The following is a 23,044-nucleotide window of genomic DNA, read 5'->3' on the forward strand; positions in this document are numbered from 1 at the left end:
TCAGGGCAGACCGGTGCGCGACGCTCGCGCAGGTTCGGTCGGGCGCCTGACGAAACGATCTGATTTCGTTGCGGCGGCCTCTGGCCGCCGCTTTCATACGGAGCGGATGACGGTCCAAGGCCGCCTGCGGGACGACGAAGACACTGGCCATCTGGCCAATCCCCTGCGGATCGGGCTGACGGTGACCAAGCGGGTCGGTCATGCGACCGAGCGCAATCGGATCAAGCGGCGTCTTAGAACCGCATGCCGCACGGCAGGTCTAGATTATGCCGGCATTCATGCCGATATCGTGGTGATCGGACGACGTGACATCCTCACCGCTGATTACGACCAGCTGATTGACGACCTTCAGCGGGCCTTGCGTATCGTCACCAAGCCGAGAACGGCGCGGCCCGAGGGCCGCTCTATCCCCTCCTCACCTCCTAACGGCGAGCGTCGCGGACATTCCCATGCGTAACGAGAACAAAAACCTCATCGTCGCCATCGTGCTGTCGATGGTGGTTTTGATTGGCTGGCAGTATTTCTTTGCCGCCCCGGAGGCCGAAAAGCAGCGTCAGGCAGCGCAGACGGCTCAGCAGCACGCTGCGACACAGACCAACCCGCCCGCGCCGACGCCAAGCCAAGCAGGTGGGCCTTCCGCGCCGGTCCCCGGCACGGTTCCGGCGACTCCTGCCGCTCCGGTGGTGGAATCACGTGAGGCGGCACTGGCCCGTTCGCCGCGTCTTCCGATCGAGACGCCCGCGATCATCGGCTCCATCAATCTGCGTGGGGGCCGCGTCGACGACGTGGCCTTGCGGACCTATCACGAGACGGTCGATCCCCAGAGTCCGAACATCGTTCTCCTCTCGCCCTCCGGTAGTCAGAACCCCTACTATGCGGAATTCGGCTGGGTCGGCGCGCAGGCCGATGCCGTCCCGGGCCCGAACACCATCTGGACGGCTGACAAGGACAAGCTGACGCCTGCGAGCCCCGTGACTCTTTCATGGGACAACGGCAAGGGGCAGGTCTTCCGTCGCACTGTCTCGGTGGACGACAAGTTCATGTTCACCGTGAAGGATTCGGTCGAGAACCACGGTTCCGATCCCGTCACCCTTCATCCCTACGGCCTCGTCTCCCGCCACGGCCGGCCGACGACGCTCGGCTATTACGTTCTTCATGAAGGCATGATCGGCGTTCTCGGCGACCAGGGCCTGCAAGAATACACCTATACCAAGCTGGACAAGGAAAGCCCGGTCTCGGGACAGAATGTCGTCGGCCGGGTCTGGGACAACGTGACCGGCGGCTTTGTCGGTATCACGGACAAATACTGGGCTGCGGCGGTCGTCCCGGATCAGGGGCAGGCCTATCAGGGCTCCTTCACTGTCCGGCAGGATCCGACTGGCCCGACCTACCAGGCGAATATCCTGGGCGCGACCCAGACCGTGCAGCCCGGCGCCACCGCGGAAATGACGCAGCGCCTCTTCGCAGGTGCCAAGGAGGTCGCGACCGTCGACCAGTACGCCACCAACCTGCAGATCAAGAACTTCGATCTGCTGATCGACTGGGGCTGGTTCTATTTCATCACGAAGCGGCTCTTCCAGGTCCTGGACTTCTTCTACAAGCTCTTCGGCAATTTCGGCGTGGCGATCCTGCTCGTCACCGTGATCCTGAAGATCCTGTTCTTCCCGCTCGCCAATAAGTCCTACGCCTCCATGGCGAAGATGAAGGCCGTGCAGCCGGAAATGGCGGCGATTCGCGAGCGCTATGCCGACGACAAGATGAAGCAGCAGCAGGCGCTGATGGAGCTTTATCGCAAGGAGAAGATCAATCCGGTGGCGGGCTGCTGGCCCGTGCTGATCCAGATCCCGGTCTTCTTCGCGCTCTACAAGGTGCTCTTCGTCACCATCGAAATGCGCCATGCTCCGTTCTTCGGCTGGATTCGCGACCTCGCTGCGCCGGATCCGACCTCGGTCTTCAACCTGTTCGGCCTGCTGCCCTTCAACCCGGGCGCCGTTCCGGTCATCGGCCACTTCCTCATGCTCGGCGCCTGGCCGCTGATCATGGGCGTGACCATGTGGCTGCAGATGAAGATGAATCCCGAGCCGCCGGACCCGGTTCAGAAGCAGGTCTTCTCGTGGATGCCGGTGATCTTCACCTTCATGCTCGGCTCGTTCCCGGCCGGTCTCGTGATCTACTGGGCTTGGAACAATCTGCTCTCCGTAACCCAGCAGGCCTTCATCATGAAGCGCAACGGTGTCCGGATCGAACTGGTGCACAACTTGCGCAACATGTTCGGCAAGAAGGCAGCGGCCAAGGGCTGATTGCCTAGAAGAGCCGCATGATCATCCCCGGGGCCCTTCCCCGGGGATATTTTTTTGCGACGGAGGCCAAGCCCATGTGGACCGGTCCCGATCCCTGGTCACCCACGCCTGCTTCGAGGACGAGCTGCTCGAGGCGATTCTGGCGGTCTGCTGGTGGGATCGGAATCTGGAAAAGATCACGTGCAACCCGAACGCCGTCCGGGGGGTGAATCTCGACACGCTGAAGCGTGCCGCCTGAATCGTCCGTTCGCGTCACGTCGCCATCAGGTCGTTCAGCTTCATGTGCTGCAGCAGCATGATGGTCTTGCCGTCGATGATCCCGCCCCTTTCGATCATCGCCAGAGCTTCGTCGAGGGTCGGCTCCAGGACCTCGATGTCCTCCCCTTCCTCCTCCGCCCCGCCCCCTGCTCCGATACGATCCCGGGCATCGTAGCAGGCCACGAAGAACACGAGCTGCTCCGTGACGCTGCCGGGGCTCATGAAGGCCTGCATGACGCGCTTCGGATCCCGCAGCCGGTAGCCGAGTTCCTCCTCGGCCTCCCGGCGAATGCAGGTCTCCGGGTCGCGATCGTCGAGAAGGCCGGCGCAGGCCTCGATCAGCGGCGCAGGATGGCCGCTGACATAGGCGGGCAGCCGGAATTGTCGAACCAGCAGGACGGTCTGGCGGGTCGGATCGTAGGGCAGAATGACGGCGCCGTTGCCGCGATCATAGGTTTGGCGGACCTGCCGTTCGATCCGCCCATCCCGACGAGTATAGTCGAACGTCACCTTTTTCAGGATGGCCCAATCGTCCGACAGGACTTCCACAGAATGGATCTGGACCGGATCTGCTTTCATGGGAACTCCTCACGTGGCATTCACAGTGACATGTCGCAACCCGGCATCAGAACCATGAGAGCACCCCAATTGCACTCCTATACATTCATGGGGCAGAGCTACATTTTCTGCGGAGCAATGGCCCCTAGATTCAACACAGTGCAAAATTGCTGCGGCAGTAACCATGGACCAAGCTCGCCCCAACCTGACGTCATCACAGGAGCCAGAGGTGCCGCGTGAAGTCGAGCTCAAGCTTGAGCTTGCATCCGGCACCCTGGACGACCTTCTGGCGCATTCCGTCCTGAAAAAAGCAAAGCCACTTGCCGACCAGAGTGGGATCCTGCGTGCCACCTACTTCGACACGCCCGAGCTTGCCCTCCGTCAGCGGCAACTCTCTCTCCGAATCAGGGAGAAGGACGGCCACCTGATTCAGACCCTCAAGGCGAGCGGCGAAGAGAGCGGTCCTGCCCTTGACCGGAAGGAGTGGGAGTGCCCGGTCAAGGAGGGCCTCGATCTCGATATGCTCTCCGATACGCCCCTGGCTGACTTGCTCGCGGACGCGGCCCTCCGAGAAAGCCTGCTCCCTCTTTTCATGATCGAGACCCGTCGGCGGGTTTTTTCCCTCGAGAGGGACGGCGCCCTGATTGAGCTGAGTCTGGACCAAGCCGCCGCGATCGCGGGTCAGCAGCACCTTCCCTTCACGGAGGTCGAGCTGGAGCTGAAACGGGGGGACACATCCGCGCTCTTCTCCATTGCCCTCGATCTCCAGGATGGCATGCCGCTGCGGCTCTCGACCCTCACGAAATCCGAACGAGGGTATCGCCTTCTGGGGGCCGACACCGCGACCTCGGTCAAGGCCAAAGAGATTGCTATTCAGCCGCACATGAGCAGCGAGAAGGCTTTCCAGCTGGCGGCCAGAGCCTGTCTTTTCCAGGTCATTCAGAATGAGGAAATCCTGCGCCGGACCCGAGCGCCGGAGGCTCTTCATCAGATGCGTGTCGGGACAAGACGCCTCAAGGCAGCGGTAGCGCTGTTCGAGCCTCTGGTGGACGACCGAGAGAGCAAGGCGGTCCGAAAACGTCTGCGCTGGATCGGCCGAAAGCTTGGCCATGTGCGCGATATGGATGTTTACGTCCACACATTGCGGGAAACCGGGCCTGATCTGGACAGGGAGGCCCTGAATGAGGCCGAACGCGAACGCGCCAAGGCCTACGAAGCTCTGCTGAAGACCCTGGAGAAACGGCGTTTCATGCGTTCCGTCCTGTGGCTTGCGGCCTGGATCGAGGCAGGGCAATGGCATTTCCGCAGGAAGCAGCGCGTTCAGGAGGCGCGGGCGATCCCGGCGACGGACCGGGCGAGCACCGAGCTGCAGCGTCGCTGGAAGCGGATCCGCAAAGGCGCCCGGCGCCTGCCGGATCTGGATGCCGAGCGGCGCCATAAGCTACGCATCAGGATCAAGGAGCTGCGCTACGGCCTCGAATTCTTCGCAGCGACCTTCCCGGCGAAACAGGCTGAGAGACGCCGCCAGTCGATGCTGAGCAACCTCCAAGACCAGCAGGATGAACTCGGCGAGATGAACGACATCATCATGGCCGAAAAGCTTTTTCCGGCGCACGGCGCGGAGAAGTCACAGGCCACGCGGATGAAGAGGCTCGAGACGCGTGCCGAGGCCTCCGCCCGCAAGTTGGTGAAGGCAAAACCGTTCTGGAATGTTTAGGCACGCCTTGAACAACGGCGTGCAAGCACCGATAAGGGGCTCATGACAGACACGGTACCAGAAACGGACCCCTTTCTCGAAATCGGCCGCAAGCTCTTTGCCGGCGAGGCCGATTTCAAATGGGCCGCGAATTCCCTGCAGAACCTGCCGCCCATGGGGCCGATCGAGATCGCCTTCGCGGGACGCTCCAATGTCGGCAAGTCGAGCCTCGTGAACGCCCTCACGGGACGAAACACCCTTGCCCGCACGTCCCATACGCCCGGGCGGACCCAGCAGCTCAACTTCTTCGATATCGGAGGACGTTTCCAGCTCGTCGACATGCCGGGCTACGGCTATGCGGCCGTCGAAAAGGAGAAGGTGCAGGCCTGGACCAAGCTGATCCACGACTACCTCCGCGGACGGGCGAGCCTCGCCCGCGTCTATGTCCTGATCGATGCCAGGCACGGCATCAAGCCCGTCGACGAGAATGTGCTCGAAACCTTGGACAAGGCCGCGGTCTCCTACCAGATCGTGCTGACGAAAGCGGACGAGCTGAAGAAGGGCGAGATCGAGAAGTGCCTAGCCGACACGGCGCAGAAGATCGCCAAGCGCGCTGCAGCCTACCCGGTCATCGTGCCGACCTCGAGCCGCACGACTGCGGGTATCTCAGAGCTGCGCGCCCATATCGCCCGTCTTCTGGACGAGCGGGGCCAGGGATGACCGTGCCCGATCGGCTTCTGTTGGTTGCTGCGGGCCTGGCAGGCTGCTTGGGCGTCGCCTTGTCGGCGGCCGCGGCTCACGTGACGGGCGGTGGGAATCTGCTCACGGCGGCGCAATTCCTTCTGTTCCATGCGCCGGCGCTCCTTGCGCTGTCCGCCTTGGGAGCCGGCGGCCTCCTGCATCCGCGGCTTGCGCGCCTTTCAGGGGTCGTCCTTCTTCTCGGGCTTGTGCTGTTCTGCGGCGATCTCTCCCGCCGCACCCTTTCCGGACTTCCCCTGGTGCCCATGGCCGCACCGACGGGAGGCGTTCTTCTCATGATCGGTTGGCTGCTCGCAGGAGCCTCCGGCCTTCTTCACCGGAGATCGTGAGACCGCCCTCCTCGGGATTCGGCCAACTCATCATGGGAAAGCGGATCCGGTTTTCCATGTGAAACGATACGTCGCTTGAAATGGGAGAGCATCGAACGGGGCCCAAAAGTGCATTCCACTTTCGAGCCTGATGCTCTAGAACCCTCGCCGTTCCGTTCACTCTCGCGCCGGGGCCCTTCATGTCCAATGCCAACCCTGCAGCCCAGCAGCTGCCCGACGTCCACGTGCAAGCCGAAGTGCTGGTGCAGGCTCTTCCGCATATGCAGCGCTACGACCAGCAGGTCGTGGTGATCAAGTACGGCGGCCATGCCATGGGCGACCGAGCCGCTGCCGAGGATTTCGCCGAGGACGTGGTGCTGCTCGAACAATCGGGAATCAAGCCCATCGTGGTTCATGGCGGTGGACCGCAGATCGGCAAGATGCTCGACAAGCTCGGGATCAAGTCCGAATTCAGAGCCGGGCTGCGCGTGACCGACGAGGCCACCGTCGAGGTCGTGGAGATGGTCCTCGCCGGATCCATCAACAAGCAGATCGTCGGCTGGATCGGGGCCGAGGGCGGCAAGGCCGTGGGCCTATGCGGCAAGGACGGCAACATGGTCACGGCCCGCAAGGTGACGCGAACCGCCGTCGACCCGGATTCCAACATCGAGAAGGTGGTGGATCTCGGCTTCGTCGGAGAGCCCGAATCCGTCAATCGGGCGGTTCTGGATCAGGTCCTGAGCGCCGAGCTGATTCCGGTCCTGGCTCCCGTGGCCGTGGGGCGCGACGGACAGACCTACAACGTCAATGCCGACACCTTCGCAGGTGCCATCGCGGGGGCAATGATGGCCAAGCGCCTCCTGCTCCTGACGGACGTTCCCGGCGTGCTCGACAAGAACAAGAATCTCATTCCTGACATGACCATCGACGATTGCCGCCGCCTCATCGCCGACGGCACGATCACCGATGGCATGATCCCGAAGATCGAGACCTGCATCTATGCCCTGGAGCGGGGCGTGGAGGCCGTGGTCATCCTCGACGGAAAGGTACCACATGCGGTCCTGCTCGAGCTTTTCACGGATCATGGCGCCGGCACCATGATCCGCCGGGGGTAGGTCTCTTCAAAACCGGCCATCCAGTGCCTATATTACCGGAATGGGGCCGCATCGGCCCCATTGCCATCTCTGGGTGCCATGAAAGCTCTGCCGATCGACGAAAAACTGTCCCTTAGGGAAGCAAGGGACTTCTCCCATGTGGATACGTGGATCTTCGACCTCGATAACACGCTCTATCCCCACACGTCCCGTGTCTGGCCGCAGGTGGACGAACGGATCACTCTGTATATCGCAGATCTTTTCGGGATCGACGGCATCTCGGCACGAGCATTGCAGAAGTATTTCTATCATAAATACGGCACGACCCTGCGGGCCCTGATCGATGAATACAATATCGATCCTTATGATTTCCTCGACTTCGCGCATGACATCGACCACACGGATATCGCCCTGGACGCTCGTCTGGGGACTGCGATCGAAAAACTGCCGGGCCGCAAGCTGATTCTGACCAACGGCTCCCGCAAGCATGCGGAGAACGTGGCCAGGAAGATCGGCATTCTCGATCATTTCGAGGACGTATTCGATATCGCTGCCGCCAATTTCGTGCCCAAGCCGGACCGCCGCGCCTATGAGAGCTTCCTCGACAAACATGCGGTAGAGCCCAAGCAGGCGGCCATGTTCGAGGATATCGCCAAGAACCTGATCGTTCCCCATGACCTAGGGATGACCACCACCCTCGTCGTGCCCAGGACCGCCGACCCCTTCCGCGAGGAATTCGAGCAGGAAGCCGTGAGGGCCCAGCACATCGACCATGTCACGGACGATCTGGCAGGCTTCCTGCACGGGGGTGTCCTGCCGATTCGCCTATAGAGCTGCCGCCTGGGCGGTAGACGACCCATAATGGCGAAGCATCGTCTGTTGATATGATATAATATGTGAATTACGCTACTGGAGAGTCCCCTTATGGAGAACGTCCCGTGGCCACCTACGATCCCGTCGAGAATACCTACACTCTTACGGACCAGGAGCAGAACTATACGCTCTCGGCGACCGATATCGATTCTAATATCATCGGCAATGCCCTCGATAACATCCTGACCGGGAACGACACCAGCAACGCGCTGGACGGCAACGGCGGCAAAGACACCCTGATCGGCGGCAAGGGCGATGATCTCTACGTTCTTTATGACGCGGCAGCGGGCGTGGTCATTACCGAGGCGGCGGGCGCGGACGAAGGCAACGACTCCATCCTCTCCTACTTTGATATCGATCTGCACAATTACGCGAATGTCGAGAATGTTGGACTGATCGGGACGGCAATCCATGCCACGGGAACCGATGACGACAACTACCTCATGGGTAACGACCTCGCGAACATTCTCGACGGCGGCAAAGGAAACGACACGCTCGACGGCGGTGCTGGCGCCGACCACATGACGGGTGGTCTTGGTAACGACACCTACTACCTCAATGATGTTAACGACGTGGTTGTTGAGGACGCTGATGGCGGAAACGACACGGTTTTCGTTCTTTTTGACTATTCCATTGTCGGCACCGAAATCGAAAATATTGAATTGATGTCCGGCGTGAGAGCGACTGGCAACGACTATGCCAATCACCTTACGGGCAATATGGAAAACAACCTGCTGGAGGGGGGAAAAGGCGACGACACTCTCGATGGTAGCTTCGGCGCGGATAACATGAGAGGCGGCGAAGGCGATGACCTGTACTATGTCGACGACATCAACGATATCGTGGTGGAAGCGTCAAACGAGGGTACAGATACAATCAAAGCTTCGATCAGCTTCGGCTTGGAAACGCTGCCCAATGTCGAGAATCTTACGCTGATCGGCGATAAAAATATCGATGCCATTGGAAATGCCAACGCAAACACGATTGTCGGGAATGACGGCAACAATACACTCGACGGCAAGGGCGGTGCCGATGTCCTTGAGGGCGGCAAGGGCAATGACACCTACGTGATCGATGCGGCTGACACGATTACGGAGCTTGAGGACGGAGGCACCGATACGATCAAAATTACCGATGCTTACGCGCCCGCTTCATATATCTTGCAAGACCACTTCGAGAAGCTCACGGTCACCGGCACACGCGATTTCGCGGCCACGGGCAACGATGCCAACAATCTCCTCACCGGCAATAGTGGCGCGAACACCTTCAGCGGCGAGGATGGAAACGACACGCTCGACGGCGGCGCCGGTGCAGATCACCTCGATGGCGGCAAGGGCGATGACATGCTGATCGGCGGCGCAGGCGCCGACATCATGATCGGTGGGGCCGGCAACGACCTGTATTTCGTGGACTCTTCCGGCGACGTGGTGACGGAGGATGCGAACGGCGGCACGTTCGATCGTGTGATCGCCAAAATCAGCTACACATTGACCGCCAATGTCGAATATCTCGCGCTCGAGAACGCCGGTGGCAATATCAACGGCACAGGAAACGCTCTCGACAATACGATCTTCGGTAACGATGGGAACAATGTTCTCGATGGCGGCGCCGGACGCGATCAGCTCTATGGCGCAACGGGCGCCGACACGGTCTATGGCGGCGATGGCGACGACAGCATCCACGAAGCCGGCAGCGACAACGACATGCTTTATGGCGGCGCCGGCAACGATTCCCTTGAAGGTGAAGGCGGCAACGATCTTCTCGACGGCGGCACCGGCGCGGATCATCTGAAAGGCGGCGCCGGCAACGACATATACATTGTCGACGATGCCGCAGATCTCGTAACGGAAGCGGCTGGCAACGGCATCGATACGGTTCAGGCGAGCACGAGCTTCGCACTGGCTTCTGATGCGGAAGTGGAAGTGCTTATCGCTACAGGGGCTGGCGCTCTGAACCTGACCGGCAATGGCTTTGCCAATACGGTCATCGGCAATGCAGCGGCCAATGTTCTGAAGGGCCTAGCAGGCAACGATGCCTTGAACGGCGGTGGCGGCAATGACAGGCTGTGGGGCGGCCAAGGCAATGATCAATTGACGGGGGGATCCGGCAAGGACATCTTTGTTTTCGATTACGCCTCGAACAAGAAGACGAACCTGGACAATATCGTCGACTTCAATGTCAAGGACGACACGATCTGGCTCGACAACATAGTATTCAAGAAGCTCGGCAAGGGCACAGAGTTGAAGCCGGGCAAGCTCAACAAGGCGTTCTTTACAATTGGATCCAAAGCCAAGGACAAGAACGACTATCTTATCTACGACAACAAGAAGGGCGTGCTCTATTACGACGCCGATGGATCGAGCAAAGGCAAGGCGGTCGAGATCGCCACCCTCAAGAAGGGCCTCAAGATAACCTATCTCGACTTCATGGTCATCTGACGAGTGGACCCCTGAATGAATCAAAAGGCGGCCTAAAGGCCGCCTTTTTCACAGACTGCAGAGGTTGCGCCTTTATGCAGCCTTAGTGTTGATCTTGCTCTCGGCAATTCGTGTCAGCTTCTGATCAGTGGCGCGTTCCTGCTCCATGATCTGATGCAGGATCTGAGCGCAATCTTCACGTCCAAGTTGCTTCGCCCAGGCGACCAACGTTCCATAGCGAGTGATTTCGTAATGCTCCACGGCCTGCGCAGCGGCAAGCAGAGCCGCATCCAGCACCTGCGGATCGTCGATATCGCCGGCCACATCCTGCGCCTCGTCGATGATCCCGTCGATCGCCGGGCAGGTCACGCCCTTCGGATCGTGGCCGTGCATACGGAAGACCTGCTCCACCATCTTTACCTGCTGCTCGGTCTCGCCCAGATGCGACTGAAATGCCTGCTTCAGCTGGGGATCGCTTGCTTTCTCGATCATGTCCGGCAGCGCCTTCGTGATCTGCTGCTCAGCATAATAGATGTCCTGCAGCGTGTGGATGAAGAGATCATCCAGTGTCTTGATGTCCTTCGACAAGAGACCCATGGTTCACATCCTTCGTTTCGGGGGAGCCAGACGCAGAGCTGGCGAAAATCGCGGCTGATGGTTCAAGAACGTCGCGATGCTTCGCCAGTTCCCCAGACCTAGATGTGAATCCGCCTCGACATTGTTTGCCGAACGGCGGCAGCAGCGTGACCGTTTCTATTCGACAGCGCGCAAGCCCGGGCCATGAAGGCGGAGCCATTCGGCACGCATTTCTGTCTGCTCCTGCTCGAATTCCAAAGCCTCGATCTTCTGGCCGCGCTTGGTGATCTTCTCGGTCGAAACCCGGATCTGGCTTACGTCCTCCTGCGCTTGACGAAAGTGAGCATCGAGCTTGGCCACGCGACCATCGAGGCGTTCGACATCCTCCAGAAGCTTCTGCACCTCGATCTGAATGACATGCGCTTCCTCGCGAATACGTGCATCGCGCACCAGAGACTGCATGACCTGGATCGCCAGAGCGAGCAGAGAAGGTGAAACGATCACCACCCGTGCGCGATGGGCTTTCTGCACGACGTCTTCGAAGTGTTCCGACAAGTCGGCATAGATCGACTCGGCGGGAACGAACATCATCGCGATGTCCTGCGTCTCGCCGGGGATAAGATATTTCTCGGCGATGTCCTTCACATGGACGAGCATGTCATTGCGGACTCGCGCCGCAGCCTTTGCTCTGCCCTCCTCTTCCCTTGCTTCGCGAAAGAGCGTGAACCCTTCCAGCGGGAACTTGGCATCGACCACGAGGCCCCGGGCATCTCCCGGCAACCGGACGAGACAATCGGGCCGCGTGCGGTTGGACAGCGTCGGCTGGAACTCGAAGGCGCTGCTCGGGAGCCCGTCGCGAATGATCGCCTCCATCCGGCCCTGCCCATAGGCGCCTCGGCTCTGCTTGTTGGACAACACGTCCTTCAGGCTGACGATTTCCCCGGTCAGGTCCTTTAGGTTGCGCTGGGCCGCATCGATCACCGCGAGGCGTTCGTTCAGCTTCGACAGGTTTTCGGTTTGATGGCGCGTGGTCGCCTCCAGACCTTGGCCGACCCGGTGCTGGAGCCCATCGATCCGTTCCGAGATCAGCCGCACGAAGTCGCTCTGGCGTGTCCCGAAGACCTCGGCGATGGTCTGCATCCGTCCCGTCATCTCCGCCTGGATCCGCGTCAGCTCTGCCATCTTGTCGTCCATCTCCCGAGCCCGCTCCGCGGCCAAAGCCGCTTCGAAGGCTCTCTCCCGCTTGCTACGCGACAGCAGGATGGTGAGAACGGCCAGGAGCAGGAGGCACGAGACGGCGATTCCGGCCATCAGCTTCCCAAAAGGGATAGCATAAGCGCCGAACAGCAGAACGGGGTCGTTCATGAGGCAAGGTTCCGGTTGACGAAATCATCCGAACATAAGACGAACGATTTGACCATCCTGACACAACCGCTTATCTCCGCGCCCATGACCATCAGACCCATCGTTATTCTTCCCGATCTCAAGCTCCGTCTCGTTTCCGAGCCCGTAAAGGAGATCACCGACGCGATCCGGACACTGACGGACGACATGCTGGAAACCATGTACGATGCTCCCGGCGTCGGCCTCGCCGCCATCCAGATCGGCGTTCCGCTGCGGATCGTCACCGTGGACGTGTCGAAGTCGGAGACCGAGCGTCAGCCGATGGTCCTCATCAATCCCGAGATTCTCTGGACGTCAGAGGAAAAGCGCACCTACGAGGAGGGCTGCCTTTCGATTCCGGAATACTACGAGGAAGTCGAGCGGCCGGACCGGGTCCGGTTTCGTTACATGAACCTCGACGGCAAGATCATCGAGCAGGAAGCCGGGGAGCTGATGGCGACCTGCGTGCAGCACGAGATCGACCATCTCAACGGTGTCCTCTTCATTGACTATCTTTCCAAGCTGAAGCGGGACCGGGTCATGACCAAGTTCAAGAAGGCGGCCAAGCGCGAGGCGAGCGGCGCATGAGCCTTCGCGTCGTCTTCATGGGCACACCCGACTTCGCGGTTCCGACCCTCTCCGAGATCGTCGGCCAGGGGCACGAGGTCGTCGCCGTCTATACGCGGGCGCCGGCCGCAGCCGGACGCGGCATGGAACTGCGCCCCTCCCCGGTTCACCGGATGGCGGAGCGGTTCGGGCTCGAAGTCCTCACGCCCAAGTCCTTGCGCAACGAGGAAGCCGCCGAGGTTTTCCGGGCGCACGAAGCGGATGTGGCTGTCGTCGTGGCTTACGGGATGATCCTTCCGACATCCATTCTCGGAAGGACCGGCCTCGGCTGCCTCAATCTCCACGCCTCCCTCCTGCCCCGCTGGCGCGGCGCGGCGCCGATCCAGCGGGCGATCATGGCGGGCGACAAGGAAACCGGCGTCGCCGTGATGAAGATGGAAGAGGGCCTCGATACCGGTCCCGTCGCTATGGCGGAGCGCGTAGCGATCACCCCCGACATGACGGCCGGCGAGTTGCACGACAAGCTGATGGGTCTCGGGGCGGACCTCATGGTGCGGGCTCTGGCGGCTCTCTCGCGCGGCGGTCTGAACTTCACACCCCAGCCCGAACAGGGCGTCACCTATGCGCACAAGCTGACGAACGCCGAGGCGCAGATCGACTGGGCGAAACCCGCCCAGGCGGTCCATGACCATGTCCGGGGATTGTCACCCTTTCCGGGCAGTTTCTTCGCCGCCGATTTCGGCAAGGGAGCCGAGCGGGTCAAGGTTCTGCGGACTGCAATCGGCGATGGACAGGGGGAACCTGGCCGCCTTCTCAATGACAAGGGCTTGGTGGCCTGTGGCGATGGTGCCGTACGCCTTCTCCAGGTTCAGCGGGCCGGAAAGGGCCCCATGAGCGCCGAGGAGTTCCTTCGTGGCGTCAGGCTGGGCACGGGAGCAAGCCTCGCATGACAGCCGATCTGCGGATCCGGCCCGAGGAGCTGAACGACCGGACTGCGATCCACGCGCTTCACGCCGCCGCCTTCGGCGGACCTGCCGAAGCGAATCTCGTGGACGGGCTTCGTCGCGACGGCGATCTCGCCCTCTCTCTCGTGGCCTTTGCGGACGAAGTAATCGGCCATGTCGCCTTTTCGCCTTTGATTCTTGCTGAGTCGCCTGACGTCAGGGCCTACGCGCTTGCGCCGGTTGCTGTCCTGCCGGCTTTTCAGAACCAGGGCGTTGGCGCGGCCCTGATCGAGGACGCACTGCAAAGGCTGGCGGATCAGGGTGCCGATCTTATCCTGGTGCTCGGAGAGCCTAACTACTACGGCGATTTCGGCTTTCGGCCGGAGGATGCACAAGGGCTTCGTACCCCTTACGATGGCCCCTTCCTTCAGGCCCTGCCCCTGACCGACAAGGGACGGGACGCACAAGGCCCGGTTGCCTATGCTTCCGCCTTTGCGGAGCTGACCTGAGATGCCGCGCTACAAGCTGGTCGTCGAATATGACGGGACGCCCTTCACGGGTTGGCAGCATCAGACGAACGGCCTCTCCGTGCAGCAGGCGGTGGAGGATGCCATCGCGCGCTTCGCCGGGGAGAAGGTGCGCATCCATTGCGCGGGGCGCACGGATTCGGGTGTGCATGCCACGCACCAGGTTATCCATGTGGATCTCGCCAAGGAGTGGCGGGAGGATACCGTCAGGGATGCGACCAACGCTCACCTGAAACCGGCTCCGGTCGCCATTCTCTCGGCGCGACAGGTGCCTGACACGTTTCACGCGCGCCTTTCGGCGGTCAAACGTCATTATGTCTATCGCATTCTCAACCGTCGCTCGCCGCCGGCGCTCGAAGTCAATCGCGTCTGGCACGTGGCTTGGCCCATCGACGCTGCCGTGATGCACGAGGCGGCGCAGTCGCTGATCGGGCGGCATGATTTCACGACCTTCCGGGCCGCCGAATGCCAAGCCAATAGCCCGGTGAGGACACTCGACCGTCTCGATGTAGAGCAGACCGGAGACGAAATCCGGATCTTCGCCTCCGCCCGTTCCTTCCTGCATCATCAGGTGCGCTCCATGGTCGGGACCTTGGAGCGGGCCGGCGCCGGCCGCTGGACCGTTGCCGATGTGCGCGAAGCCCTCGATGCCCGCGACCGGAAGCGCTGCGGGCCGATGGCGCCCTCGACTGGCCTCTATCTGATCGGCGTCGATTATCCTGATTAGGACAGCAGCGCTCGCGCCGCGGTGTCGATGAGGCTGTTGAGCACGACACCGAGCGTCACGATGCCGAAGGCCGGAAGGCTTTCGAGCCCGAGCGTCGCCTTCGTGGCGAACCACTGCACGCGAAGGACGATGACGAAGAACGCGAGGCTGAACAGAGCCGACAGGGCCGGCGTCGCCCATCCGAGAAGCAGAAGCAGAAGCGGAACCGACATCAACAGCATGGCGATGACGTTGATCCAGTTCATGACGATCACGAACGGAACATAGCGATGCGTCAGGTGCAGCTGCCGCGCACCCCAGATCATTGCCACGGGCAAGGCGAGGACGCTCGCCACCTGCCCCAGCGCCACGACGAAATCGATCTGAAAACTGTCGAGCAGGGGATGATTCGGGAAGAGCAACCCCAGGCGCAGCCGCTCGAACGCGATAGAGACCACATAGGCCGGCAAAGTCAGCCAGATCGCCGCGAATGACCGCCAGAACCCGCGCTCGCTCATGTCGAAGGCCTTCAGCCCTTCGACGCGGCTGTTGAGCAGGTCGAGCGCGCCTCTGAACGAGCGATTGACTTCGTCGGCAGTCACGATCATGGCCAAGCTCCCGCAAGAGGATTGCTCACGAAAACCTGCCAAGACGGCGAACGTTCCGGTATGATGCGACTTTCGTCGCATAATGCCGCGCTTTCAAAGTGCCGCAGGAGAATGAAATTCCTATCGTCGCGCCCGGATGAATCCGGATCAGGCAGGGAAATAGGCGTCGAGCACCTTACGATAGATCGAGGCCAGCCTGTCCAGGTCCGCGACGGCGACGCGTTCGTCGACCTGATGCATCGTCTGGCCGACGAGGCCGAACTCGACCACGGGGCAATCCCTGACGATGAAGCGGGCATCGGAGGTGCCGCCCGTGGTGGACAGCTTCGGCCGGATGCCTGTTTCAGTCTCGATCGCCTTCGCGATGAAGCCGACGAAGTCGTTCGGCTCGGTGAGGAACGCGACTGCGTTCGTCGGTTCCATGGTGAGCGTGTAGCGCACGTGGTTCCCGGCGGCCTCACTCAGCCTTCGGGCGATCTCCTCCTCCAGACTCTCCGGCGTCCAGCGGTCGTTGAAGCGGATGTTGAAGGTGGCTCGCGCGGCTGCGGGAATCACGTTCGCGGCCGGATTGCCCACATCGACCGTCGTCACCTCGAGATTGGATGCATCGAAATGATCGGTGCCGTGATCAAGCGGCTTCGCGATCAGGGCGGAAAGCAGCCGCATGAGGTTCGGAATCGGATTGTCCGCAAGATGTGGATAGGCCACGTGGCCCTGCTTGCCCTCGACGGTCACATGACCGGTGAGCGACCCACGCCGGCCGATTTTGATCATGTCACCGAGCCGTTCCGGATTGGTCGGTTCGCCGAGAATGCAGGCATCGAAGCGTTCGCCCCGCGCCTTTGCCCAGTCGAGGAGCTTGACCGTGCCGTTGATGGCGGGCCCCTCTTCGTCACCCGTGATCAGGAAGCCGATGGAGCCTGGAAAATCCGGCCGCTCGCGGACGAATTCAAGCGCCGCCGCCATCATGCACGCGATGCCACCCTTCATGTCGACCGCGCCGCGCCCGTAGAGCTCGGTGCCGTCGATCACGCCGCCGAACGGATCATGCCGCCAGCGGCCTGTGTCGCCGGGCGGCACCACGTCCGTATGCCCGGAAAAGAGCAGATAAGGCTCGCCCTTGCCGTAGCGGGCATAGAGATTCTCCACGTCCGGCGTGCCGGGCTCCGAGAAGACCGGCCGATGCACCTCGAAGCCCGCTTCGCGCAGCACGCTTTCGCTGAAGGCGAGCGCCCCACCCTCGGCGGGCGTCACGGAGGGACAGCGGAGAAGGGACTGGGCAAGAGAGAGCGGGGAATGCTCCATGGCTCAATCCCGCAACAGCTCGTTGATTCCGGTCTTCGCCCGGGTCTGCGCATCGACGCGCTTGACGATGACGGCGCAGTAGAGGGATGGGCCGGGCGTGCCGTCGGGAAGCGGCTTGCCGGGGAGCGAGCCGGGGACGACCACCGAATAAGGCGGAACCTTGCCGACGAAGACCTCGCCGGTGTTGCGGTCGATGATCTTGGTGGAGGCGGAGATGAAGACCCCCATGGAGAGGACCGAACCCTCGCCCACGACCACGCCTTCCACCACCTCCGACCGGGCGCCGATGAAGCAGTTGTCCTCGATGATGGTGGGATTGGCCTGGAGCGGCTCCAGCACGCCGCCGATGCCGACGCCGCCGGAGAGATGGACGTTCTTGCCGATCTGGGCGCAGGAGCCGACCGTCGCCCAGGTATCGACCATGGTGCCCTCGTCCACATAGGCGCCGAGATTGACGAAGGACGGCATCAGCACCACGCCGGGCGCGATGAAGGCGCCGCGACGCACGGTGCAGTTGGGAACGGCGCGGAAGCCCGCCTGCTTGAATTCGGTCTCGGTCCAGCCGTCGAACTTGGAGGGCACCTTGTCCCACCACACGGCCTCGCCGGGCCCACCCTTAATAATGCCCATGTCGTTGAGGCGGAAGGACAGAAGAACCGCCTTCTTGAGCCACTGATGCACCTGCCACTCGCCGCCCGCCTTTTCGGCGACGCGTGCCTTGCCGGAATCGAGCAGATGAAGGGCCTGCTCGACGGCCTCCCGCACTGCGCCCTTGGTGGCGGGGCTCACATTGGCCCGGTCCTCCCAGGCGGCATCGATGGTTCGGGCGAGATCGGTATGGGACATGGGATTGGCTCGGAGGCTTCGGAGGAAAACGGGAGAAGCCTGCTTAGCAACGGTGGTTGAGCCTGTCACCTGACACACCGTCATTCCGGGACAGCTCGCAGAGCTGGGCCCGGAACCCATAACCGCAGATAATGGAGGAAATGGCGCAGCAACCGCCATTGCGCTTCAACCGTAAAGCTCAGCGGCTATGGGTTCCGGGCTCGCGCCAATGGCGCGCCCCGGAATGACGGGGCAGGGGCCTTAAAACGCTGTTCTCTGCCGGATCGCCGCTGAGAGGGTGCCTTCGTCGAGATAATCGAGTTCGCCACCCACCGGAACGCCGTGGGCGAGCTTGGTGACCTTCACCGGCAGGTGCGTGAGGAGCTCGGTGATGTAATGAGCGGTGGTTTGGCCGTCAACGGTAGCGTTGAGCGCCAGAATGACTTCCGAGACGCCAGGTTCGGAAGCGCGGGCCACGAGACGGTCGAGATTGAGATGCTCGGGACGAACACCGTCGAGGGGCGAAAGCACGCCGCCGAGCACGTGATAACGGGCATTGACGGCACCCGAACGCTCCAGTGCCCAGAGGTCCGACACATCCTCCACCACCACGAGGATCGACATATCGCGGCGCGGATCGCGGCAGATGGTGCAAGGATCCGAGGTATCGACGTTGCCGCACGTGGAACACACGACGATCCGCTCGTTGGCGACACGCATGGCGTCGCTCAACGGATTGAGAAGCGTATCGCGCTTCTTGATCAGGTGCAGAGCGGCGCGCCGGGCTGAGCGCGGGCCTAAACCCGGCAGCCGTGCCAGGAGTTGGATCAGGCGCTCGATCTCGGGTCCGGCGACGTTCTGAGCCATTGCGATCCCTTAGAAGAGCTTTAGGCCGGGCGGCAGCGGCAGGCCCTTGGTCAGCTCCGCCATCCGGTCCTGAGCGGCGCGGTCGGCCTTGCCTCTCGCGTCGTTCATGGCTGCGACGATGAGATCCTCGAGGATCTCCTTCTCGTCCGGGTTCATCAGCGACGGATCGATGCTGATCGCCTTCAGCGTCCCCTTGCCGGAGACCTTCACGGTCACGGCGCCGCCGCCGGCGGTGCCATCGACCTCCACGGTGTCAAGCTCGGCCTGAGCGTCCTGCAGCTTCTGCTGCATGGCCTGGGCCTGTTTCATGAGTCCCATGATGTCCTTCATGACGGTCTCCTCAATTCAGATCGTCGTCGGTTTCTGCTTCGTGGGCGGCGAGCGCATCGGCTTCGCCGAGAATTTCGGTTTCCGCGTCGGCTGACGCGTCGTCCGCGCCCTTCTCCCCGCGCTCGATCACGTTGACGATCTGCGCGCCTGGGAACTTGGCGAGCACAGCCTGGACGAGAGGGTGGTTCGCCGCCCCCTCCTTACGCTCACGCTCCGCCGTCTGGGCCTGCTCGCGCAAGGTCGGGGCGCCCTGCTCCGACGACAAGGCGACCATCCAGCGCTGGCCGGTCCATTGCTGCAGCGCGCGGGAAAGGTCGTTGGCGATGGTACGGCTGCCACCTTCCGCAAGGCTGAGTTCAATGCTGCCTTCCTCGAAGCGGACGAGGCGTACGTCCCGCTCCAGGGCGCCTTTCAGAACGATGTCCCGTTGCTCGCCGGCCATGGCGACGACGTCCTCGAACCGCCGTAACCGCACGGCGGGTGCCGCGCCTTGCGGCTCCGGTCGCGGTTGCGGCCGAGGCTGCGAGGAGGCCAAGGCCATGTTGCCGGAGGTTGTCGGCCCGGACGGCCGTGGCACGGAGGGAGCGGCTCCTCCCGTCGGCACCGGCGTTCCATCCTTCAGGGCGCGCAGAGCCTCGTCCGGCGTCGGCAGGTCCGCCGCATAAGCCAGGCGCACCAGCACCATCTCCGCCGCTGCGATCGGCCGATTCGAGGCCTGGACCTCCGGGATACCCTTCAGCAGGATCTGCCACGCGCGGGAGAGAGCCCGCACGGAGAGTTTTTGAGCGAAGTCGAGGCCGCGACTCCGCTCAGCCTCCGACAAGGCCGGATCCTTCGCAGCCTCGGTGATGAGCTTGAGGCGCGTGACCACATGCGAGAACGCCGCGAGGTCCGACAGGACCACGGCCGGGTCCGCTCCGGAATCGTACTGGGCGCGCAAGCCCGCGAAGGCCGCCGGCACGTCCCCGCGCATCACGGCCTCGAACAGGTCGATGACCTGGGTCCGGTCGGCAAGCCCCAGCATGTCGCGCACGGTCTCGGCCTTCACGAGACCGGCCCCGTGGGCAATGGCCTGATCGAGAAGCGAGAGCGAATCGCGGGCAGAGCCCTCCGCCGCGCGGGCGATGGAGGCCAGCGCCTCCGGCTCAGCCTGCACGCCCTCGGCGCTGCAGATCCGGCCGAGATGGGCCACAAGCTTGTCCGCATCGATCCGGCGCAGGTCGAAGCGCTGGCAGCGGGACAGAATCGTTACGGGAACTTTGCGGATTTCGGTGGTGGCGAAGATGAACTTCGCGTGCGGCGGCGGCTCTTCGAGGGTCTTCAGGAAGGCGTTGAACGCCTTCTCCGAGAGCATATGCACCTCGTCGATGATGTAGACCTTGTAACGCGCCGAGACCGGCGAATAGCGGATGCCGTCGATGATCTGGCGGACATCGTCGATGCCCGTGTGGGAGGCGGCGTCCATCTCCAAGACGTCCACGTGCCGCGATTCCATGATCGCCTCGCAATGGACACCCAGCGTCGGCATGTGGATGGTCGGCCCACCCGCACCATCAGCCGTCTGATAGTTCAGGCCGCGGGCCAGGATTCGGGCCGTGGTCGTCTTGCCGACGCCGCGGACGCCGGTGAGCATCCAGGCCTGCGGAATGCGCCCCGTCTCGAAAGCGTTCGAGAGGGTTCGGACCATGGCCTCTTGGCCGATGAGATCGTCGAAGGTGCGGGGACGATATTTGCGGGCGAGGACGCGATAAGCGGCGGCGCCTGACGAGACGGGCGCAGGCGGAAAACCCGGCAGAGCCGGCTCGTCGTTCAGGGGCGTGCCGGCTGTGGTTTCGTCCATCGGCTGCAAGAATGGGTAAGCGACAGGAGACGCTCCTGCAAGCGCCAGGGTGGGAGGCTGGACGAAGACCCGTTCGGTCTCGTTAGGGCTGCTTCCTTCCGGATCTGACCCGGTTGGCGAGTGAGACGTCCCTCGCCAACCTCCCGAGGCCTATATGGGCTCTCCGACGGGCGAACGCAAGCGAAGAAGGCCGGCCGGGAGTGCCCGATGGACGCAGGCAGCCCACCCGGCTGTGGGTAGTGGGGATGGCCGGCGATTGGGCCACCAGGACGCCACCCGTCGTCAGCAACACCTCGCAACGGGACAACTCTGGGCTGTTATCCTGAATTGCCGAGCCGTTGACCTATCACGGCCCCGTTCGCGTCCTATCAAGATCGCTAGGATGCCTCGGGAGCTGTCCGTACACGGGCCGAAACATTGCAGCATCCGGACGAGAACCTCGAAAACCTGAGAGAGGAAGGATGCGTCATGCGCACGCCAATTCCGACGGACGAGTTCTGCGTGGATTCAACAGAAACAAGATCCTGGTTTGAGAAGACAGCATTTAAAGCGCGCAGTGCCTCATGCGCCCTTCTGTTCGGCGCGACTGCGCTCGTGTCCGCCGCCGCCGTAGCACCTGCGGCTGCGCAAGCACCGGCACGGCCGAACATCCTCGTCATCATGGGCGACGATGTCGGCTGGTTCAACATCGGCGCCTATCACCGGGGCATTATGTCAGGAAAAACGCCGAACCTCGATCGGCTTGCCTCGCAGGGCATGATGTTCACCGACTATTACGCCGAGGCGAGCTGCACGGCAGGTAGGGCGAGCTTCATCACTGGCCAAATCCCATTGCGCACCGGGCTCACCACCGTCGGCCAGGCGGGCGCCGATGTCGGCATACCGGACCAAGCCGTGACGATCGCCTCCGCCCTCAAGGCGCAGGGTTATGAGACCGGGCAGTTCGGCAAGAACCATCTCGGCGATCTCAACAAATATCTGCCGACCTTGCACGGCTTCGACGAGTTCTTCGGCTACCTGTATCACCTCGACGCGATGTCGGACCCATACTGGTATTCGTTCCCGGACGACCAGTCCTATCGCGACAAGGTCGGCCCGCGCAATTTAGTGCACACCTATGCGACCGGCACCGATGATCAGACCGAGCAGCCCCGCTGGGGCCGGATCGGCAAGCAGCGGATCGTCGACGAGGGACCGCTCGCGCCCTATCCCAACATGACCAACGTGCCGAACATGCACGACATCACGCCGAAGGCGAAGTACGACATGACCACCTTCGACGAGGTGCTGGTCAAGGCATCATGCGACTTCATGGACAAGGCGAAGACCGACGGCAAGCCGTACTTCGTCTGGCACAACACGACCCGCATGCACATCTGGACGTTCCTGTCGCCAAAGTATCAGGCCATGATGAACAGCCAGACCAACTACGGTCTCGAAGAGGCCGGCATGGCGCAGCTCGACGACAATGTCGGTGCCCTGCTCAAATGCGTGCAGGATTCGGGCCAGGCCGACAACACGATCGTCATCTTCACCACCGACAATGGAGCCGAGGTGTTCACGTGGCCCGACGGCGGCATGACACCGTTCAAGGCGACCAAGGGAACGGTCAACGAAGGCGGATTCCGCGTCCCGACGATCATCCGCTGGCCGGGCAAGGTCAAGCCCGGCACGGTCGAGAACGGCATCTTCTCGGGGCTCGACTGGTTCCCGACGCTGCTCGCCGCCGCGGGCAACCCGAACATCACCGATCAGCTTCTCAAGGGAGTGCAGCTCGGCGATCGCAGCTACAAGAACCATCTCGATGGCTACAACCAGCTCGCGCTCCTGCAAGGCAACGGTCCGTCGGCTCGGCATGAGTTCTTCTACTTCGGCGGGCCGCAGCTCGGCTCAGTCCGCATCGACGACTTTAAGTTCCAGTTCATCCAGCAGCCGGATGGCTGGCCCGGACCGAAGGTCACGACGGACATGCCGGTCATGTTCAACATCCGCCAGGATCCGTTCGAGCGCACGCCATCGATTGGTCGCCAGAGCTTGAACGATCTCGGTGGCGGCTACATGAACGACTTCTACGCCCGTGAGTTCTGGCGCTTCGTCTCCGTCCAGCAGGAGGTCGCGAAACTGGCAGCGACGGCGATCGACTACCCGCCGATGCAGGACCCAGCATCGTTCAACCTGGAAGCCGTGAAGCGGCAAGTTGAGCAGGCAATCCGCAACAAGCCGGGCAACTAGGCGTAGCGCGGCTACGCACGATAGGCTGGCCGATCGCTGATCGGCAATTTCGAGGGCGCCCATGAGCGCCC

23 protein-coding genes and 1 other RNA gene are annotated in these 23,044 nt (G+C 62.2%); 14 read left to right on the top strand and 10 right to left on the bottom strand.

The features are described from left to right. The first annotated feature begins 13 nt into the window (after positions 1–13). The 3 genes from rnpA to K9B37_RS09675 all read left to right on the top strand — a co-directional run bounded on the left by rnpA (position 14) and on the right by K9B37_RS09675 (position 2,538). The gene (gene rnpA, locus K9B37_RS09665) at positions 14–457 is read left to right on the top strand and encodes a ribonuclease P protein component (protein WP_224312871.1); all 444 of its coding nucleotides are present in this window, start codon (positions 14–16) and stop codon (positions 455–457) included. Next, positions 450–2,300 (top strand): membrane protein insertase YidC, encoded by a 1,851-nt coding sequence (gene yidC / locus K9B37_RS09670; protein ID WP_224312872.1) that lies wholly within the window; start codon positions 450–452, stop codon positions 2,298–2,300. The genes rnpA and yidC overlap by 8 nt, the downstream gene beginning before the upstream one ends. 76 nt (positions 2,301–2,376) lie before the next feature. After that, positions 2,377–2,538 carry a hypothetical protein gene (locus K9B37_RS09675; protein WP_224312873.1) on the top strand — a complete coding sequence of 54 codons (162 nt, stop codon included), beginning with the start codon at positions 2,377–2,379 and terminating at the stop codon, positions 2,536–2,538. Between the two features lie 14 nt (positions 2,539–2,552). On the opposite strand, the gene K9B37_RS09680 is transcribed toward K9B37_RS09675, so the two are convergent. Then, positions 2,553–3,137, bottom strand: a complete 585-nt coding sequence (locus K9B37_RS09680; protein ID WP_224312874.1) for an NUDIX domain-containing protein — start codon at positions 3,135–3,137, stop codon at positions 2,553–2,555. Between the two features lie 208 nt (positions 3,138–3,345). Between K9B37_RS09680 and K9B37_RS09685 the strand changes: the two genes are divergently transcribed. The 6 genes from K9B37_RS09685 (at position 3,346) to K9B37_RS24900 (ending at position 10,284) form a co-directional block, all read left to right on the top strand. Beyond that, complete coding sequence (locus tag K9B37_RS09685; protein ID WP_224312875.1) at positions 3,346–4,833, top strand: CYTH and CHAD domain-containing protein; 1,488 nt, start codon at positions 3,346–3,348, stop codon at positions 4,831–4,833. A 42-nt stretch (positions 4,834–4,875) separates the two neighbouring features. Beyond that, positions 4,876–5,532 (top strand): ribosome biogenesis GTP-binding protein YihA/YsxC, encoded by a 657-nt coding sequence (gene yihA, locus K9B37_RS09690; protein WP_224312876.1) that lies wholly within the window; start codon positions 4,876–4,878, stop codon positions 5,530–5,532. Continuing rightward, entirely contained in the window at positions 5,529–5,900 is a 372-nt protein-coding gene (locus K9B37_RS09695; protein ID WP_224312877.1) for a DUF423 domain-containing protein, read from the top strand. Before yihA ends, K9B37_RS09695 begins: the two co-directional genes overlap by 4 nt. A 179-nt stretch (positions 5,901–6,079) precedes the next feature. Continuing rightward, positions 6,080–6,994 carry an acetylglutamate kinase gene (gene argB, locus K9B37_RS09700; RefSeq protein ID WP_224312878.1) on the top strand — a complete coding sequence of 305 codons (915 nt, stop codon included), beginning with the start codon at positions 6,080–6,082 and terminating at the stop codon, positions 6,992–6,994. A gap of 78 nt (positions 6,995–7,072) precedes the next feature. Further along, positions 7,073–7,804 (top strand): pyrimidine 5'-nucleotidase, encoded by a 732-nt coding sequence (locus K9B37_RS09705; RefSeq protein ID WP_224312879.1) that lies wholly within the window; start codon positions 7,073–7,075, stop codon positions 7,802–7,804. A 107-nt stretch (positions 7,805–7,911) separates the two neighbouring features. Further along, positions 7,912–10,284 (top strand): hypothetical protein, encoded by a 2,373-nt coding sequence (locus tag K9B37_RS24900; protein ID WP_369414264.1) that lies wholly within the window; start codon positions 7,912–7,914, stop codon positions 10,282–10,284. Positions 10,285–10,356: 72 nt separating this feature from the next. Here the strand turns inward: K9B37_RS24900 and K9B37_RS09725 are convergent, their stop codons facing one another. Next, complete coding sequence (locus K9B37_RS09725) at positions 10,357–10,860, bottom strand: YciE/YciF ferroxidase family protein (protein ID WP_224312880.1); 504 nt, start codon at positions 10,858–10,860, stop codon at positions 10,357–10,359. A 156-nt stretch (positions 10,861–11,016) separates the two neighbouring features. Further along, a complete protein-coding gene (locus K9B37_RS09730; protein ID WP_224312881.1) occupies positions 11,017–12,204 on the bottom strand; it encodes a DNA recombination protein RmuC in 1,188 nt (395 codons plus the stop codon). An 84-nt stretch (positions 12,205–12,288) separates the two neighbouring features. Here K9B37_RS09730 and def point away from each other — a divergent pair, with 84 nt between their 5' ends. The 4 genes from def to truA are packed head-to-tail and all read left to right on the top strand — an operon-like array spanning position 12,289 to position 14,987. Further along, complete coding sequence (gene def, locus K9B37_RS09735; protein ID WP_224313074.1) at positions 12,289–12,810, top strand: peptide deformylase; 522 nt, start codon at positions 12,289–12,291, stop codon at positions 12,808–12,810. Next, positions 12,807–13,739 (top strand): methionyl-tRNA formyltransferase, encoded by a 933-nt coding sequence (fmt, locus tag K9B37_RS09740; RefSeq protein WP_224312882.1) that lies wholly within the window; start codon positions 12,807–12,809, stop codon positions 13,737–13,739. The genes def and fmt overlap by 4 nt, the downstream gene beginning before the upstream one ends. Then, positions 13,736–14,242 carry a GNAT family N-acetyltransferase gene (locus K9B37_RS09745; protein WP_224312883.1) on the top strand — a complete coding sequence of 169 codons (507 nt, stop codon included), beginning with the start codon at positions 13,736–13,738 and terminating at the stop codon, positions 14,240–14,242. The genes fmt and K9B37_RS09745 overlap by 4 nt, the downstream gene beginning before the upstream one ends. Position 14,243: 1 nt before the next feature. Continuing rightward, entirely contained in the window at positions 14,244–14,987 is a 744-nt protein-coding gene (gene truA, locus K9B37_RS09750) for a tRNA pseudouridine(38-40) synthase TruA (RefSeq protein WP_224312884.1), read from the top strand. On the opposite strand, the gene K9B37_RS09755 is transcribed toward truA, so the two are convergent. The 7 genes from K9B37_RS09755 to ffs all read right to left on the bottom strand — a co-directional run bounded on the left by K9B37_RS09755 (position 14,984) and on the right by ffs (position 20,886). Further along, complete coding sequence (locus K9B37_RS09755; protein WP_224312885.1) at positions 14,984–15,574, bottom strand: hypothetical protein; 591 nt, start codon at positions 15,572–15,574, stop codon at positions 14,984–14,986. The genes truA and K9B37_RS09755 overlap by 4 nt on opposite strands. Positions 15,575–15,721: 147 nt before the next feature. Then, complete coding sequence (dapE, locus tag K9B37_RS09760; RefSeq protein WP_224312886.1) at positions 15,722–16,879, bottom strand: succinyl-diaminopimelate desuccinylase; 1,158 nt, start codon at positions 16,877–16,879, stop codon at positions 15,722–15,724. 3 nt (positions 16,880–16,882) lie between these two features. Continuing rightward, positions 16,883–17,725 (bottom strand): 2,3,4,5-tetrahydropyridine-2,6-dicarboxylate N-succinyltransferase, encoded by an 843-nt coding sequence (dapD, locus tag K9B37_RS09765; RefSeq protein WP_224312887.1) that lies wholly within the window; start codon positions 17,723–17,725, stop codon positions 16,883–16,885. 240 nt (positions 17,726–17,965) lie between these two features. Further along, positions 17,966–18,571, bottom strand: coding sequence for a recombination mediator RecR (recR, locus tag K9B37_RS09770; protein WP_224312888.1), 606 nt, complete (start codon positions 18,569–18,571; stop codon positions 17,966–17,968). 9 nt (positions 18,572–18,580) lie between these two features. Next, positions 18,581–18,901 (bottom strand): YbaB/EbfC family nucleoid-associated protein, encoded by a 321-nt coding sequence (locus tag K9B37_RS09775; protein ID WP_224312889.1) that lies wholly within the window; start codon positions 18,899–18,901, stop codon positions 18,581–18,583. A gap of 10 nt (positions 18,902–18,911) precedes the next feature. Further along, positions 18,912–20,741 carry a DNA polymerase III subunit gamma/tau gene (locus K9B37_RS09780; RefSeq protein ID WP_224312890.1) on the bottom strand — a complete coding sequence of 610 codons (1,830 nt, stop codon included), beginning with the start codon at positions 20,739–20,741 and terminating at the stop codon, positions 18,912–18,914. 48 nt (positions 20,742–20,789) lie between these two features. Further along, positions 20,790–20,886: signal recognition particle sRNA small type (ffs, locus tag K9B37_RS09785), an RNA gene on the bottom strand. 323 nt (positions 20,887–21,209) lie between these two features. On the opposite strand from ffs, the gene K9B37_RS09790 reads away from it, so the two are divergent. Then, entirely contained in the window at positions 21,210–22,973 is a 1,764-nt protein-coding gene (locus K9B37_RS09790; protein WP_224312891.1) for an arylsulfatase, read from the top strand. Positions 22,974–23,044 lie beyond the last annotated feature (71 nt).

Source organism: Microvirga puerhi, from assembly GCF_020089865.1.
In the GTDB taxonomy this organism is placed as follows: domain Bacteria; phylum Pseudomonadota; class Alphaproteobacteria; order Rhizobiales; family Beijerinckiaceae; genus Microvirga; species Microvirga puerhi.